This window comes from Pseudomonas koreensis (assembly GCF_024169245.1).
In the GTDB taxonomy this organism is placed as follows: Bacteria; Pseudomonadota; Gammaproteobacteria; order Pseudomonadales; family Pseudomonadaceae; genus Aquipseudomonas; species Aquipseudomonas koreensis_F.
This window is the reverse complement of sequence record NZ_JALJWP010000001.1, coordinates 3,727,767-3,741,599: the sequence shown is the minus strand read 5'-3', so window position 1 is coordinate 3,741,599 and position 13,833 is coordinate 3,727,767. Positions and strand designations below refer to the sequence as shown.

15 protein-coding genes are annotated in these 13,833 nt (G+C 59.9%); 7 read left to right on the top strand and 8 right to left on the bottom strand.

Annotated elements, in window-relative coordinates; genetic code table 11:
* Window positions 1–154: 154 nt before the first annotated feature.
* Window positions 155–514 (top strand): DUF6124 family protein, encoded by a 360-nt coding sequence (locus J2Y90_RS16625; protein WP_253500892.1) that lies wholly within the window; start codon window positions 155–157, stop codon window positions 512–514.
* A 138-nt stretch (window positions 515–652) separates the two neighbouring features.
* On the opposite strand, the gene J2Y90_RS16620 is transcribed toward J2Y90_RS16625, so the two are convergent.
* On the bottom strand, window positions 653–1,108 hold the full coding sequence (locus tag J2Y90_RS16620; protein WP_253500891.1) for a winged helix-turn-helix transcriptional regulator: 456 nt from the start codon (window positions 1,106–1,108) through the stop codon (window positions 653–655).
* A 145-nt stretch (window positions 1,109–1,253) separates the two neighbouring features.
* On the opposite strand from J2Y90_RS16620, the gene J2Y90_RS16615 reads away from it, so the two are divergent.
* The gene (locus tag J2Y90_RS16615; RefSeq protein WP_253500890.1) at window positions 1,254–2,510 is read left to right on the top strand and encodes an MFS transporter; all 1,257 of its coding nucleotides are present in this window, start codon (window positions 1,254–1,256) and stop codon (window positions 2,508–2,510) included.
* Window positions 2,511–2,753: 243 nt separating this feature from the next.
* Window positions 2,754–3,650, top strand: coding sequence for an EamA family transporter (locus tag J2Y90_RS16610; RefSeq protein WP_253500889.1), 897 nt, complete (start codon window positions 2,754–2,756; stop codon window positions 3,648–3,650).
* A gap of 173 nt (window positions 3,651–3,823) precedes the next feature.
* Here the strand turns inward: J2Y90_RS16610 and J2Y90_RS16605 are convergent, their stop codons facing one another.
* The 5 genes from J2Y90_RS16605 to J2Y90_RS16585 form a co-directional block, all read right to left on the bottom strand.
* Window positions 3,824–3,961: a hypothetical protein gene (locus J2Y90_RS16605; RefSeq protein WP_253500888.1), complete on the bottom strand. Its 138-nt coding sequence runs from the start codon at window positions 3,959–3,961 to the stop codon at window positions 3,824–3,826.
* 39 nt (window positions 3,962–4,000) lie between these two features.
* Window positions 4,001–4,228: a PLD nuclease N-terminal domain-containing protein gene (locus J2Y90_RS16600; RefSeq protein WP_042609610.1), complete on the bottom strand. Its 228-nt coding sequence runs from the start codon at window positions 4,226–4,228 to the stop codon at window positions 4,001–4,003.
* Window positions 4,229–4,314: 86 nt separating this feature from the next.
* Complete coding sequence (locus J2Y90_RS16595) at window positions 4,315–4,770, bottom strand: DUF421 domain-containing protein (protein ID WP_227974252.1); 456 nt, start codon at window positions 4,768–4,770, stop codon at window positions 4,315–4,317.
* A 7-nt stretch (window positions 4,771–4,777) separates the two neighbouring features.
* Entirely contained in the window at window positions 4,778–5,296 is a 519-nt protein-coding gene (locus J2Y90_RS16590; RefSeq protein WP_253500887.1) for a hypothetical protein, read from the bottom strand.
* The gene (locus J2Y90_RS16585) at window positions 5,293–5,802 is read right to left on the bottom strand and encodes a CinA family protein (RefSeq protein ID WP_253500886.1); all 510 of its coding nucleotides are present in this window, start codon (window positions 5,800–5,802) and stop codon (window positions 5,293–5,295) included. Before J2Y90_RS16585 ends, J2Y90_RS16590 begins: the two co-directional genes overlap by 4 nt.
* A gap of 165 nt (window positions 5,803–5,967) precedes the next feature.
* On the opposite strand from J2Y90_RS16585, the gene J2Y90_RS16580 reads away from it, so the two are divergent.
* A complete protein-coding gene (locus tag J2Y90_RS16580; RefSeq protein ID WP_253500885.1) occupies window positions 5,968–8,349 on the top strand; it encodes a DUF3772 domain-containing protein in 2,382 nt (793 codons plus the stop codon).
* A gap of 5 nt (window positions 8,350–8,354) precedes the next feature.
* Here the strand turns inward: J2Y90_RS16580 and J2Y90_RS16575 are convergent, their stop codons facing one another.
* Complete coding sequence (locus J2Y90_RS16575) at window positions 8,355–9,368, bottom strand: LacI family DNA-binding transcriptional regulator (RefSeq protein WP_253500884.1); 1,014 nt, start codon at window positions 9,366–9,368, stop codon at window positions 8,355–8,357.
* A 178-nt stretch (window positions 9,369–9,546) separates the two neighbouring features.
* Between J2Y90_RS16575 and J2Y90_RS16570 the strand changes: the two genes are divergently transcribed.
* The 3 genes from J2Y90_RS16570 to J2Y90_RS16560 are packed head-to-tail and all read left to right on the top strand — an operon-like array spanning window position 9,547 to window position 13,090.
* The gene (locus tag J2Y90_RS16570) at window positions 9,547–10,737 is read left to right on the top strand and encodes a Gfo/Idh/MocA family protein (protein ID WP_429459380.1); all 1,191 of its coding nucleotides are present in this window, start codon (window positions 9,547–9,549) and stop codon (window positions 10,735–10,737) included.
* Window positions 10,727–11,809 (top strand): sugar phosphate isomerase/epimerase family protein, encoded by a 1,083-nt coding sequence (locus tag J2Y90_RS16565; RefSeq protein ID WP_253500882.1) that lies wholly within the window; start codon window positions 10,727–10,729, stop codon window positions 11,807–11,809. The genes J2Y90_RS16570 and J2Y90_RS16565 overlap by 11 nt, the downstream gene beginning before the upstream one ends.
* Window positions 11,810–11,851: 42 nt before the next feature.
* Entirely contained in the window at window positions 11,852–13,090 is a 1,239-nt protein-coding gene (locus J2Y90_RS16560; RefSeq protein ID WP_253500881.1) for a nucleoside permease, read from the top strand.
* Between the two features lie 79 nt (window positions 13,091–13,169).
* Here J2Y90_RS16560 and J2Y90_RS16555 read toward each other — a convergent pair whose 3' ends face one another.
* On the bottom strand, window positions 13,170–13,466 hold the full coding sequence (locus J2Y90_RS16555; RefSeq protein WP_252875983.1) for a hypothetical protein: 297 nt from the start codon (window positions 13,464–13,466) through the stop codon (window positions 13,170–13,172).
* Window positions 13,467–13,833 lie beyond the last annotated feature (367 nt).

Below are 13,833 nucleotides of genomic sequence, written 5' to 3'. Positions count from 1 at the left end.
GGCTTTTTCAGGCCTGCACTTGATGGCGGCTGTGCGTAGGGCGCTTTCGGGCGCGCCGGCTTTCTTCTTTTCCCCGGTCTACTAACCTGCGTACAGCTGCCACCCCCTGTTTAGTAGCTCGGAGTGGCCGCTTCCAGACAGGAAAAAGAAGACCATGTTCAAACCCACACCGAATCCACCTGAAACCGACCCCACCTCCCCCTACGAATCCCTCGATTCAAAAAAACTCCACGAAGCCGCCGACCGCGCCCTCGACCATTACCTCTGCCCGCCCGGCTCCACCCCGCCGCCGCAAAGCCCCCGCGCCATGTACGCCGTCACCGCCGACACCAAAAACGAAGATCTGCTGGCCAACGCCTGCGAAACCCTCGCCTCGGCGAAAACCATCGCCCAGGAATTCGCCGGGCTGGTGAAGCCGTCGCAGCGCCGGACATTGATGGGAATTGCACAGCTGATCATGCTCAGTGAGCTGGCGGTGAATCGGGTGCTGGATAATCTGGAATTGGCGGGGTGATGCCGGCCGGCTGAGCTATTCGCTGTTCAAGCCGGCCTCTTAGCGAGCAGGCTCGCTCCCACAGTTTGACCGCGTTCCAGAGTGGAAGCGTGCCTGCTCGCGATGGACACATGAACAGGTTGACGGCTGTGCGCCGCTTCAGCGCCTGCGCGTGACCACTTTTCGGTGACAATCGGTCGGGGTCAGCACCACGCCGGCCCTGGAGCGCACGGCGATGGTCTCAACGGGCTCGGCCCGCTCGTTGTCGAGCAAAATCGAGTGCTCCTCACCCTCCGCAAACAGGAAGCGCTCGCCCCACTGGCGCAGGCTGACGACGATGGGAAACACCGCGCGGCCCATGTCGGTGAGCACGTACTCCTTGTAGGCACTGCCGTCCGACGCCGGCTGAATTTCCAGCACACCCAGCTCGACAAGCATTTTCAGTTTGACCGTCAGGATGTTCTTGGCCAGGCCAAGACGCTTCTGAAACTCACTGAAGCGACGAACATCATCAAACGCGTCACGAATGATCATCAGAACCCAGCGATCGCCGATTGCCTCGAGTGTACGGGCCACGGGGCATTCGCTCTGTGCCAGTAGTTGCTGTCTGGCCATGTCTCTCCAGGGCTGCAGGTCTGATGAATAGAATGATCCAACGTCAGACGAAAATGTTTTTGAAATGTGGTTGTATTTAACAACCTGATTTGCTAAAAATCAACGCATCGGTTTCGATTCGAAACCACAATCCAAGGATGGAATGATGCCGTACAAGCCTCATGCCCCGGTAAAGATGGACGTCGAGGGCGACAAAGCGGCCGGTGGCTACACCCGGACGTCTCGAGGTACAGCGCCTTCGACTTTAAGCCGCTACCAGACTTTCCTCTTCGCAATTACCTGCGCCATGGCGGTAGCAAACGTCTACTTCGCCCAGCCTTTGCTGGAGTCCATGGCCGCCAGCCTTTCTGTATCACCCGGCACGATCGGCATTGTCGTCACCGCCACTCAGGCCGGTTATGCAGTCGGTTTGCTGTTCATCGTGCCCCTTGGCGACCTGCTGAACCGCAAGAAACTTATCCTTACACAACTGTTGCTTTCAGCCGTGGCGCTGTCCGCCGTTGGCCTGGCTCAGGATTGGGGCATGCTGCTCGGCGCGATGGTCCTGGTCGGATTGATGGCCGTCGTCGTGCAAGTGGTGGTCGCCTACGCGGCTACCCTGGCCAGCCCCGAACAACGCGGCGAAACCGTTGGCACCGTCACCGGTGGTGTCGTGCTGGGTATCCTGCTGGCTCGCTTCGTTGCCGGAGCCGTTGCCGATCTGGCGGGCTGGCGCGGCGTTTATTTCGTCTCGGCAGCGTTGATGGTGGCGATGGCCCTGGTGCTGTTTCGAACCATGCCCGCCTCGGCCAAGCCGCCTGCGCAAGGCAGCTACTGGAAGCTGCTGGGGTCGGTGTTCGAGCTGTATCTGACTGAGCGCACACTGCGTGTCAGAGGCACTTTCGCGCTGCTGATCTTCGCCGCTTTCAGCGTGTTGTGGACGTCAATGGTCTTGCCGCTGAGCGCTCCGCCCCTGTCACTTTCGCATACGCAGATCGGGCTGTTCGGCCTGGCCGGCGTAGCGGGAGCACTGGCGGCGGCCCGAGCGGGACGCCTGGCGGATCAAGGACTGGGTAATCGCACCACGGGCGTGGCGCTGGCGCTGTTGACGCTGTCCTGGTTACCCACCGCGTTCGTCGAAAGTTCGCTGCTGGCGATGGTCGTGGGGGTCGTCCTGCTGGATTTCGCCGTGCAGGCGGTGCATGTGACCAACCAGAGCCTGATCCTTGCCGCACGACCCGACGCCCAGAGCCGCCTCGTCGGCGCCTACATGTGCTTCTACTCGGTGGGCAGCGGCCTGGGTGCGATCGCGGCTACTTATACCTACGCGCACTTCGGCTGGGGTGCCGTGTGCCTGTTGGGCGCAGGCATCAGCGTCGTCGCCCTGCTCTATTGGTTATATCTTCAACTGATCACCGGATAACTTACCGTCAGACAAACAAACTGCTCGAGTGCGTAGTGATACGCAGCGTGCAACTGTGTGCCTGCCACACAAACTTTAATAGGGAATCGAGGTAAGTATGGCGTTGCACACACTCACCATTCCTTCGCAAAGGTCTGATTCTCCGCATGAGTTCCATGCGCGCGTTGTCCGACCGGGTGAGCCTCGCCCGCAACCTGACTTGCGTAGCGTGAGCCAACCCGCTTCTCCACAAGGCAAATAACTATGAAACCAATGCACGTAGTGTTGGCTGTATTGATAACGGCGATCTGGGGTGTGAATTTCTCGGTGATAAAACTGGGGCTGGCGACGGTAGATCCGTTCATTCTGGCGGGTATCCGCTTCAGCTTATGCGCCTTGCCAGCGATCTTTTTCATTCGCAAACCCGATGTCCCGTGGCGCTACATCATCGGCTACGGCCTGGTGTTCGGCATCGGACTGTGGGGCGTGGTCAACCTGGGCATCGAGGCCGGTCTGTCTGCGGGCATCGCTTCGCTGGTGCTGCAGTTCAGCGCGTTCTTCACCATCCTGCTCGGTGGCTGGGTGTTCAAGGAAGCCCTGACCCGTTTTCAGGTTCTGGGAATGTTGATCGCGCTGGCCGGCCTGCTGTGCATCATCAGCATCAGCGACGGATCGGTAAGCCTTTCCGGGGTATTGCTGGTCCTGGTGGGTGCGGCGTCGTGGAGCGTCGCCAACATAATCAACAAGAAAGCCAGCACCCGTGATGTCTTCGGTTTTCTGGTCTGGTCGAGCGCTTTCGCACCGATTCCGCTGTTTGCGCTCGATTACGCCGTCAACGGTAGCGTCGGTTACACCACACTGGTCAACCAGATCGATACCACGGCGGTCTTGTCGGTCCTGTTCCAGGTCTACCCCAATACCTTGTTCGCGTACTGGATCTGGAACTCGTTGCTCAAGACCTATCCGGTGTCGACAGTCGCTCCGCTGTCGTTGCTGGTGCCGATTTTCGGCATGCTTGGCTCGGTCGTGGTGTTCAACGAAAGCGTGCCGCTTAACAAAATGCTGGCGGTGGTACTGATCTTGATCGGTCTGGCGGTGGGTCTCTATGGCCAGCGCACTTTCAATGCCATGTTCGCGCGCCCTGCGCGCACTTCACTATGAGTCGACTGGAAATCGATATGGGCCTGGGAAGCCCGCTTCGCAAGAGGGCAGGCCCCCATCGAAACCGTAGGGGCCTGACACCGGCGGGTAAGGAGGCGCTGCCTTCGCGAGCAAGCTCGCGCACACAGGGTTTGCGTGTGTCGTGCGCCTATGGCCGCGAGAAGTTACTCGGGCTAATCCGCCTTCTTCTGCTCCATTTGCACGGATGCCTTCCCGTTGTCTTCGTCCTTGCTGGTGGCTTTGTTGGAATCGAAGCAGCCGTGCAACAGAAACATTGAGCAGAAGCCAAGGCATACACAGATTTTTTTCATGACGGTCTCCTTAAAGCAGTGGTCAGGTTGCATCAAATATCAGCCCTTGCTGTGCTCCGGCGACGAAGGCCCTTCCTTGATGCCGCGCGGGCCGGCGATGCCCCACACGATCAAGCCGAGCACCGGGAACACGATCAAGCCGATCGCCCAAGCGGCTTTGACGCCGACGCTTTTGTTGCTGCGAAACACGCTGACGATCGCCCACAGGTCAACCAGCAGAATGATCACCGCCACGGCGATGGAAAAATAACTCGCTGCCTCGTTCATTTCGCGATCCTCCAATGACTGGTAAGCATTGGGCTGCGGGGCCTTTTGAGCGTTCAAAAAAATTGCGAGCGCATGGCGCCAAAGGCTCAGCCGCCTTCCGGATCCTGACGGATCACGGAAATCTTGCCGTTGCGCTCGATGATCGCGAATTTGATCTGCTCGATGGTTTCAATGCCCTGACTGGAGCGGGCCGCCTCCATGACATCGGCCTCGACCAACCGCGCATGGCGCAGACGCCGGTGCAACAGCTTGCCGTTCTCGACGATGATCGTAGGCTCGCCATCAATCAAGCGCGAGATCCAGCTGGAACGCTGCTTGAGCAAGGAAAACCCAACGTCGATGGCGATCAGGGTGATGATCACCAGAAACGCATTGGTCAGGGAGAAATCATCGCCCAGCAAGGCTTGCTGAGTGGCTTCGCCAATGATCATCAGCAGCACGAAATCGAAGGTTGTCAGCTCGGCCAGCGAACGGCGGCCGGCAATTTTGAACAGCACCATCAGTGCCAGATACATCGCGAGCGCGCGCAAGACCGAGTCCATGGTTCACCTACGGAAAAATGAATTGAGTAAGCGGCACGTCGTTCGAGCCTGCTGCCTTGATATGACTGCGAAACAGGCCCAGCCCGTCGCCGCGCAGGGTCAGATAAAGCGTCGCCTGGCCCTGCGCATCCGCCTGCAACCACAGGCGCATGCCCTGCGCTGAGCTGCGCATACGCACGGGCGCCGGCTGCATCGTTTCGATGCTGAAGCCATCGAGCAGCTCGCCGCCGATGTCCAGTTCGACGGTGGCTTCAGGCGCCGCGTGCACGCTGAGTTTCAACGGGTTGGTTGAACCGTTGCGGTGGAACATTTCGTATTCGACCTGGACTTTGCCATCGTCGCTGCGGGCGTCCTGCGAACTAAGCACGCCACGGGAAAACAGCCCCAACAGGCCGAGCAGCATGCACACCACCAACAGACACCAACCGATGTGCTCGAAGCGCCAGACCTTCAACTGATAGGCCATGTCCTCCTGCACCGGGAAGTGCCTGCTGCGCAGATCGGGATGATCAGTATCTTCCTTCATTGGCGCCACCCTCCTTCACCGCGCAAGGCGCGACGGTGGAAATCAGGTAATTGCTGCAAGGCGAATTCCGAAGCCCGGGTCTGCACTTCGCTGCGCGAGCCGGGAAACCATTGCCGGGTACTGAACAGAAAATGCCGGTCATCGAACTGAAATGCCCAGGCGAAACACACCGTCCCCGCCTTGATGCCATCCATATCGTCGGGGCCAAGAATGCCGGTGGTAGCGACCGCGACGTTGGCGGTACTGTCGCGCAGCGCACCGATGGCCATTTCACTGGCGACTTCAACACTGGTCAGGTTGAACGTTTCCATGGTCGCCGGGCTGACGTGCAGCAAGCGCTGCTTGGCCTGCGGTGAATAGACCACGTAGCCGCATTCGATCAGTTCGCCGCTGCCGGGCACCTCCGACAGCAGCATGACGATTTCCCCGGCCGTACAGGACTCGGCGGTGGTGATCATCAGCGAATGCTGGCGCAGGTATTCAATCGTATCGTTGGCAATGGACATGGCGTGCTCTCGACGTTTTTATTGCCGGTTGACCGCTCGCTGCGCCGAACATTCCGCTGAATTCGATCGGCACGTAAAACCCCCTTCCCGAGAAAGTTTTCCGCCCCATTCGGCGCGATCACCTACCCTCATAGACTGTGTGATCCATTTGAGCCCGCCGCCCCCATGCGCTGTACATTCAAGTCATTGTTTCTGGTCCTGTTCCTGCTGCTGATACCGGGCAGCTCGGCGCTGTCGGCAGCAGACCTTCCCGCGCAAGCAAGCACAGGCGCAGCACCGCTGCCGGTGATTTCGCAAAGTGATCTGCAAGCCCTGCAGCAGCGGCTCGACGGGCTCAAGCAGCAGATTTCGGCGGCGAACAATTACAACCAGCTCGAAGGCCCGCAGGATCGGGTCCAGGCGTTCATTCTCGATGTCGATCGGTTGTCGGCTGCGCTGTTGCCGCAACAGGCGCAACTGGCGGTGCAACTGGGTGTTCTCGGCACGGCGCCAGACGCCGAGGTGGCCGCCGAGCAAGCCGATATCGTCGCGCAGCGGGCCGCGCTGGCGGAGCAGAAAAGCAAGGTCGATGGCACCCTGAAAAGTCTCGCGGCACTGAAACAGAACGCCGCCGATCTGATCACGCAGATTGCCGGCATCCGCCGCACATTGCTGGAAAGCGAACTGACCCTGAGCACCCGCAGCGTGCTGAGCCCACATTTCTGGGCGCCTCTCGTCAATCCAAGCGAGGACGACCGCCAGCGCCTGCGACTTTTCATCGAGCAGGTGGGTGACGTCTGGACCACGGTCTGGGCGCCGGGTGAGCGTTTTTATACCTGCGTGCTGGTGCTGTTGGCACTGCTGGTCTGGACCTTCGGCCGACGTCTGGCCGAGCGCGGGCTGACCTGGTTCTGCATTCACCGCGTGGCGGAGGGTCGCTTGCGCCGCAGTGCATTGGCCTTCGCATCGGCCATGGCGACCTTCATCACCACCGCCATCGCCTTGAAGTTGCTGTTTTACGCTTGCACGCGCCACGAAGCCCTGCCGCCGGTGCTGGAAACCTTTTCCGAAGAGTTCGAAAAAGTCGTATATGCCTGCGTGCTGATCACCGGGCTCAGCCGCGCTTTGTTATCGACCGAACATCCGTCATGGCGCCTGCCGGCGATCGCAGATCCGGTGGCGCTGGCACTCAAGCCCTATCCGCGCATTCTCTCCTGCGCTTTGCTGGTGCTGGTGACGCTGGTGCAGGTCGGCAATGCCACGGGCATGAGCAGCCACATCGTTATGGCCGGACGCGGTGTGATTTCCATGGTGGTACTGGCAATCATCGGCACCCTGCTGTTGCGCGTCAGCAAAGTGCGCAAGATACTGGTCGCGGCCAATGACGCTTCGGCGGCAAACAGCGTGTTCGCCGGGCTGATCTACAGCGTCGCCAGTGTCTCGATGTTTGTGACGGCCATTGCACTGCTTGCCGGTTACGTGTCGCTGGCGCGGTTCATCAGTTATGAACTGGTGTGGAGCTACATCGTACTGTCGGGCTTCTACCTGCTGATTCAGTTGGTCAAGGACGCCTGCGAACACCTGTTTTCGCCGAAACACGCGAGCGGCAAGGCGCTCAAGCAACTGCTCGGCATCAGCGATCGGCGCCTCGATCAGATTTCGATTCTGCTGTCCGGTTTCAGTCGCGCGGGACTGATGCTGATGGCGCTGATTGCATTGTTTGTCGGCGGCATCGGCACCACGCTTGGCCAGTTGCTCACCAACATCATGTCGATCCTCGGCGGCGCCGGTTTGCGCAAGCTGAACATCGTCCCCGGGCATCTGCTCAATGCGCTGCTGGCGCTGATAATCGGCATCTGGCTGATCCGCGCACTGAGCCGCTGGCTCGACGACGAGTTCCTGCCCAAGACCGACATGGACCCCGGGATGTGCGCGTCGCTGAGCACGCTGTTTTCCAATATCGGCTACGCCTTTGTGATTCTGCTGACGCTGTCGTCGCTCGGCGTGCAGTGGACCAATCTGGCGTGGATCGTCAGTGCGCTGTCGGTGGGCATCGGCTTTGGCCTGCAGGAGATCGTCAAGAACTTCGTTTCCGGCCTGATTCTGCTCACCGAGCGCCCGGTCAAGGTCGGCGACTTGATCAGCATCAGTGGCGTGGAGGGCGACATCCGCCGGATCAACGTGCGCGCCACGGAAATCCAGCTCAGCGACCGCTCGATCGTGATCGTGCCCAACTCGCAGTTGATCTCGCAGAACCTGCGCAACGTCACCCTCGGCGGCAGTGCTCAGGGCGTGGCGTCGCTGGAGCTCATGTTTCCACTGGATATCGATCCTGAGGAGGTCAAACAGCTGCTGCTCGACGCTTATCACGAAAATGAAACCATCCTCGATAAACCGGCGCCGTTCGTGCGCTTCAGCAAGTTGTCGCCGGATGGGATAACGCTCACGGTCACCGGTTACGTCGGTAGCCCGAGGATCGTCGGGCTGACCAAAAGTGATCTGTTGTTCGAAGTGCTCAAGCGCTTGGGCGCCGCGGGCATTGCGCTGGCGAAGCCGCCGGCGGCGTGATTCGGTTACCCCTCGCCCGAATTGCCAACGCTGGCCGTGCTGCTGCGCGGCGTCAGCTCGAACGGCAGAGTCACGTGCTTTTCTGACAGCGGCTGTTTTTCGATCAGGGCGATCAGCATCTCGACGGCTTTCTCACCGAAGGATTCGGCCGGTTGCGAAATAGTGGTCAGCGGCGGATCGCAGTAGGCAGCCATTGGAATGTCGTCGAAGCCCACCAGGGAAATGTCCTCAGGCACGCGCAATCCCGCTTGGCGGATGCGCTTGAGCGCACCGATGGCCATTTCATCGTTTTCACAGAACAGCGCCGTGGGTCGCTCAGCCATTGCGAGCATTTTTTCCGCGCCTGCGAAGCCGGCCTCGAGGGTGAAGTTGCCATGGCAGATCAGTGCCTCGTCGAAGGCGATATCGGCTTCGCGCAATGCCGCTTCGTAGCCAGCCAGGCGATCTCGGGTCAGCGGGCTGTTCTTCGAGCCTTTGATCAGGCCGATGCGTCGGTGTCCCAATGCAATCAGGTGATCGGTCATGGCTTTGGCAGCGGCGACGTTGTCCAGGCTGATGGTCGGATAACGCCCGGCCTTGATCACTTCGCAGGCGTTGACGATGGGCGGCAGATCGGCGTCGGCCGGGGCGTTTTCGAACGGGTCGTAGGCGCGCAACTGGATCACGCCGTCGGCCTGATAGGCGTAGACCAGCTCGGCGAATTGCCGCTCCAGTTCTTCCCGGCCCTGGGTGTCGCAGAGCAGCAAGCGATAACCGGCCGCCTGCGCCGCTTGCTGCGCGCCGCTGATCACCCGGGCGAAAAAGGTGTTGGCGATGGTCGGCACCAGGATCACCAGATTGCCGGTGCGCCGCGAACGGAACTGCACGGCCATCAGATTCGGCCGGTAGCCGGCCTGCTCCACGGCGGCCATGACGCGCTCACGGGTTGGCGCGAGGACGCGCTCGGGCGATTTCAACGTACGAGACACTGTCGCCACGGAAACGCCGGCCAGCCGAGCCACTTCGCGAATATTGGACAAAACCACCTCATTCTTCACGTCGATCAGGCGCGGAGCTTACCGCAGGCGACGAGGGATCGAAACGCTGTCGATCATCCGCTGGCATTTGACACTCGGCTAATTCACGCCTAGATTTCGCCCACGATGTAACCGGTTACATCACTCATCAGAATTGCACCCAGCAACCGAGACGACTGCCATGTACGCTGCCGCAAAAAAAATAAGAATGGGTTTTGTCGGAGGTGGTGAAGGTTCCTTCATCGCCCGCGCCCACCGGCAAGCCGCCGGCCTCGATGGACGCTTCGAACTGGTCTGCGGCGCGTTCAGCCGCGACTCTGAGAACAATCAGCGCACCGCTGCCGTGCTGGGTCTGGCCTCCGAGCGCTGTTACGACGATTGGCAAACCCTGCTCGCCCGCGAGGCCGCCCTGCCCGCCGAGCAGCGCATGCAACTGCTGATCATCGTTACGCCCAATCATCTGCACGCACCGATTGCCCGTGAGGCATTGAGCGCCGGTTTTCATGTGTTCAGCGAGAAACCCGCGGCGCTGAACCTGGCCGAGGTGCAGGCGCTGCATTCGGTGGTCGTTAACAGTCAGCGCATTTATGGCCTTGCGCACACTTACTTGGGTTACGCGATGGTCTGGCAGGCCCGCGAGATGGTCGCCAGCGGCGTGCTCGGGGACGTGCGCAAAGTCATCGTCGAGTATCCGCAAGGCTGGCTCAGCACCGACATTGCCGGGCAAGGCAACAAACAGGCCGGCTGGCGCGACGACCCGGCGCAATCCGGGATCGGCGGCTGCATCGGCGATATCGGCACCCATGCGTTTTCCCTCGCAGAGTTCGTCGCCGGGCAATCGATCCAGTTCATCAGCGCAATGCTCGGTGCGCATGTCGTGGGCCGTCAGCTGGATGACGATGTGGCGATGTTGTTCAAGATGAACGACGGCGCCAGCGGCGTACTGCTTGCCAGTCAGGTCTGCGCCGGTGAAGAGAACCCGTTGAAGATTCGCGTGTACGGTGACAAGGGTGGGCTGGAGTGGCGTCAGGAAGAACCGGCCAGCCTGATTCATCGTCCGTTGAACGAGCCGATGCGCGTTCTGCGATCCGGGGTCGGTCAGCCGTGGTTGTGTGCCGCCGCAAACCAGCGCATGCGCCTGCCCGCCGGGCATCCCGAGGGTTATCTGGAAGCCATGGCCAATCTGTACGGCGACCTCGCCGAGGCGATTTTGCATGGCGCCGAAAGCAATCAGGCGCCGGGCGTTCCGGGCATTGAAACCGGCCTGCGCGGCATGGCTTTCATTGAAACCGCCATTGCCAATCACCTCGGCAACGAGAAGTGGAGCGAGATCCCCGGCCAACTGACAGGAGCCACCCAAAATGAACAGTGATCAGCACAACGCAACAGGCCTGAAAGGCCCGGGGATTTTCCTTGCGCAATTCATCGCCGACGAGGCGCCATTCGACTCGCTCGCCAATATCGCCGAATGGGCGGCCTCTCAAGGCTACAAAGCCATCCAGGTACCTACCCTCGGCACGCGCTTCATCGATTTGCAGCGCGCCGCTGAAAGCCAGGACTACTGCGACGAACTTATCGCCGTCTGCGCCCGCGCCGGTGTAGTCATCAGCGAGTTGTCGACGCACCTGCAAGGCCAACTGGTCGCGGTACATCCGGCGTTCGACAGCCTGTTCGACGACTTCGCCCCACCCGCGCTGCGCGGCAAACCTAAGGAACGCACCGAGTGGGCCATCGAACAGTTGAAACTGGCCGCCCGCGCCAGCAAGCGTTTGGGACTTATGGCCCATGCGACCTTCTCCGGCGCCCTCCTCTGGCCTTACGTCTATCCGTGGCCACAGCGTCCGGCCGGATTGGTCGAGCAAGGTTTCGCCGAACTGGGCAAGCGCTGGCTGCCGATCCTCGACTGCTTCGAAGAGGCTGGCGTTGATCTGTGCTACGAAATCCATCCCGGCGAAGACTTGCATGACGGCGCTTCGTTCGAGCAGTTTCTTGAAGCGGTGAACCATCACCCCCGCGCCGCAATTCTGTATGACCCGAGCCACCTGCTGCTGCAGCAAATGGATTACCTCGGCTTCATTGATCGCTACCACGAACGCATCCGCATGTTTCACGTCAAGGACGCCGAGTTCCGCCCCGATGCGCGCTCCGGCGTCTACGGCGGTTATCAGGGCTGGGTCGACCGTCCCGGGCGCTTCCGCTCGCTGGGGGACGGTCAGATCGATTTCAAATCGATCTTCAGCAAATTGTGCCAATACGACTTCAACGGCTGGGCGGTACTGGAATGGGAATGCTGCCTCAAAGACTCGGCACAGGGTGCGGCCGAAGGCGCGGCGTTCATCGAACGGCACATGATCCGCAAGACCACCAAGGCCTTCGACGATTTCGCCGGGGTCAGCGCCGATGCCGCTTCCAACCGGCGCCTGCTCGGCCTGGCTGACGACTGATTCATCCGCGTTACCGACATAAAAACAATACGGTGATCTGAAATGAACGTAATGAATGCGCGACTCAGCGTTATGATGTTTTTGCAGTTCTTTATCTGGGGTGGCTGGTTCGTCACCCTCGGCACCTTTCTGGCCACCACGCTGGCTGCCAGCGGAGGTCAGGTCGGCATGGCCTTCGCCACGCAATCCTGGGGCGCGATTCTGGCGCCGTTTGTCATCGGCCTGATTGCCGACCGGTTCTTCAATGCCGAGCGCATTCTGGCGGTGCTGCATCTGCTCGGCGCGGTGTTGCTCTATCAGCTTTACCGCGCAGCGGATTTCAGTGCGTTTTATCCCTATGTGCTCGCTTACATGATGGTCTACATGCCGACGCTGGCACTGGTCAACGCCGTGGCGTTCCGCCAGATCAAGGACCCGGCGCTGGAATTCTCGCGCATTCGCGTGTGGGGCACGGTGGGCTGGATTGTCGCCGGCGTGGTGATCAGCTTCGTGTTCGCCTGGGACTCGCAACAAAGCATCGCCGCGGGAGGCTTGCGCAATACGTTTCTGATGTCCGCTGTGGCGTCGCTGCTGTTGGGGCTTTACAGCTTCAGTCTGCCGAACACTGCGCCGCTGAAAACCGCAGCGGGCGCATCGAGCCTCAAGCAGATGCTCGGCGTCGATGCGTTGGGTTTGCTCAAGGATCGCAGCTACCTGGTGTTCTTCCTCGCCTCGATCCTGATCTGCATTCCGCTGGCGTTCTATTACCAGAATGCCAATCCATTTCTGGCTGAGATCGGCGTGACCAACCCGACGGCGAAGATGGCCATCGGTCAGGTCTCGGAAGTGCTGTTCATGCTGCTGTTACCGCTATTCATTCATCGTTTCGGCATCAAGATCGCCCTGCTGGTCGGCATGGCAGCGTGGGCATTGCGTTACGTGCTGTTTGCCTTCGGCAATAACGACGATCAGGCGTTCATGCTGCTGATCGGCATCGCCCTGCACGGCGTGTGCTATGACTTCTTCTTCGTGTCCGGGCAGATCTACACCGATGCCAAGGCACCGGAACGCTTCCGCAGCTCGGCGCAAGGCTTGATCACTTTGGCCACGTACGGTTTGGGCATGTTGATCGGGTTCTGGATTGCGGGACGGATCACTGACCACTTCACTTCAAGTGCGGGTCATGACTGGAAAAGTATCTGGCTGTTCCCCGCCGGTTTTTCCGTGGCGGTGCTGCTGTGTTTCTGGGCGACATTCAAGGGCCGCGATCGCGACAAGGCTGTGTTGCCGAGTGCGGTTTAGAGCAGAGTGGTAATGCTTGAATAGAACGAATGCCGCCTGTGGTTGGGGCGGCATTCGTTATCGGTGCTCATGGTTACGCTCAAGCAGTGCGGCGTTCGAGCAGACGGTCGGCACCACCTTCGGCGACCCGATTGCCTTGCAGGTGGTCGGCACCGTCAGAGGCTACTGCATCGCTGAACAGTGGATCGGTTTCGGTCGCGGCTACGGCGTCGCTGAACAGTGGATCGGTTTCAGTGGCCGCCACGGCGTCGCTGAACAGACGGTCTGTTTGAGTAGCGGCGACCGCGTCGCTGAACAGCGGGTCGGTTTCAGTGGCGGCAAAGGCATTCAGTGCAAAAACCGAGAAAGCGATACCGAGGATAGTCTGGCGTTTCATGATGATGTGCTCCGAGTTGCAGTGGTTGGTTATGGAGCCGATCTTACGCCGCGCCATGGATATGAGAACTTCATTGACTTAATGGTTGTTATTGACGCAATCAATGATTGAAGTAACGAAAGGCCGCTTTTTATCCCACCGTCAAGCTGTTGCCTACGTATCTAGCCGAAACACCCTACGACATGGAAAGCACCAAACTGACAAATCGTATTTATGACAGCTTTACGCAAGCAAAAAAAAGACCCGAATCGATCGAAACCGAAACGGGTCTTCCCCGCTCAGACGACCCTTATTTCAGGTCGTCAAAGCGGTCTCGCAGGAACTCGTCAAAGCGCAAGGCTTTGAACAATCTCCATACAAGGCTCAG

Excerpts from the sequence above, each read along its gene's own strand:
- J2Y90_RS16625 (WP_253500892.1), top strand. The coding sequence starts at position 155 with ATGTTCAAACCCACACCGAATCCACCTGAAACCGACCCCACCTCCCCC.
- J2Y90_RS16620 (WP_253500891.1), bottom strand. The coding sequence starts at position 1,108 with ATGGCCAGACAGCAACTACTGGCACAGAGCGAATGCCCCGTGGCCCGT.
- J2Y90_RS16615 (WP_253500890.1), top strand. The coding sequence starts at position 1,254 with ATGCCGTACAAGCCTCATGCCCCGGTAAAGATGGACGTCGAGGGCGAC.
- J2Y90_RS16610 (WP_253500889.1), top strand. The coding sequence starts at position 2,754 with ATGAAACCAATGCACGTAGTGTTGGCTGTATTGATAACGGCGATCTGG.
- J2Y90_RS16605 (WP_253500888.1), bottom strand. The coding sequence starts at position 3,961 with ATGAAAAAAATCTGTGTATGCCTTGGCTTCTGCTCAATGTTTCTGTTG.
- J2Y90_RS16600 (WP_042609610.1), bottom strand. The coding sequence starts at position 4,228 with ATGAACGAGGCAGCGAGTTATTTTTCCATCGCCGTGGCGGTGATCATT.
- J2Y90_RS16595 (WP_227974252.1), bottom strand. The coding sequence starts at position 4,770 with ATGGACTCGGTCTTGCGCGCGCTCGCGATGTATCTGGCACTGATGGTG.
- J2Y90_RS16590 (WP_253500887.1), bottom strand. The coding sequence starts at position 5,296 with ATGAAGGAAGATACTGATCATCCCGATCTGCGCAGCAGGCACTTCCCG.
- J2Y90_RS16585 (WP_253500886.1), bottom strand. The coding sequence starts at position 5,802 with ATGTCCATTGCCAACGATACGATTGAATACCTGCGCCAGCATTCGCTG.
- J2Y90_RS16580 (WP_253500885.1), top strand. The coding sequence starts at position 5,968 with ATGCGCTGTACATTCAAGTCATTGTTTCTGGTCCTGTTCCTGCTGCTG.
- J2Y90_RS16570 (WP_429459380.1), top strand. The coding sequence starts at position 9,547 with ATGTACGCTGCCGCAAAAAAAATAAGAATGGGTTTTGTCGGAGGTGGT.
- J2Y90_RS16565 (WP_253500882.1), top strand. The coding sequence starts at position 10,727 with ATGAACAGTGATCAGCACAACGCAACAGGCCTGAAAGGCCCGGGGATT.
- J2Y90_RS16560 (WP_253500881.1), top strand. The coding sequence starts at position 11,852 with ATGAACGTAATGAATGCGCGACTCAGCGTTATGATGTTTTTGCAGTTC.
- J2Y90_RS16555 (WP_252875983.1), bottom strand. The coding sequence starts at position 13,466 with ATGAAACGCCAGACTATCCTCGGTATCGCTTTCTCGGTTTTTGCACTG.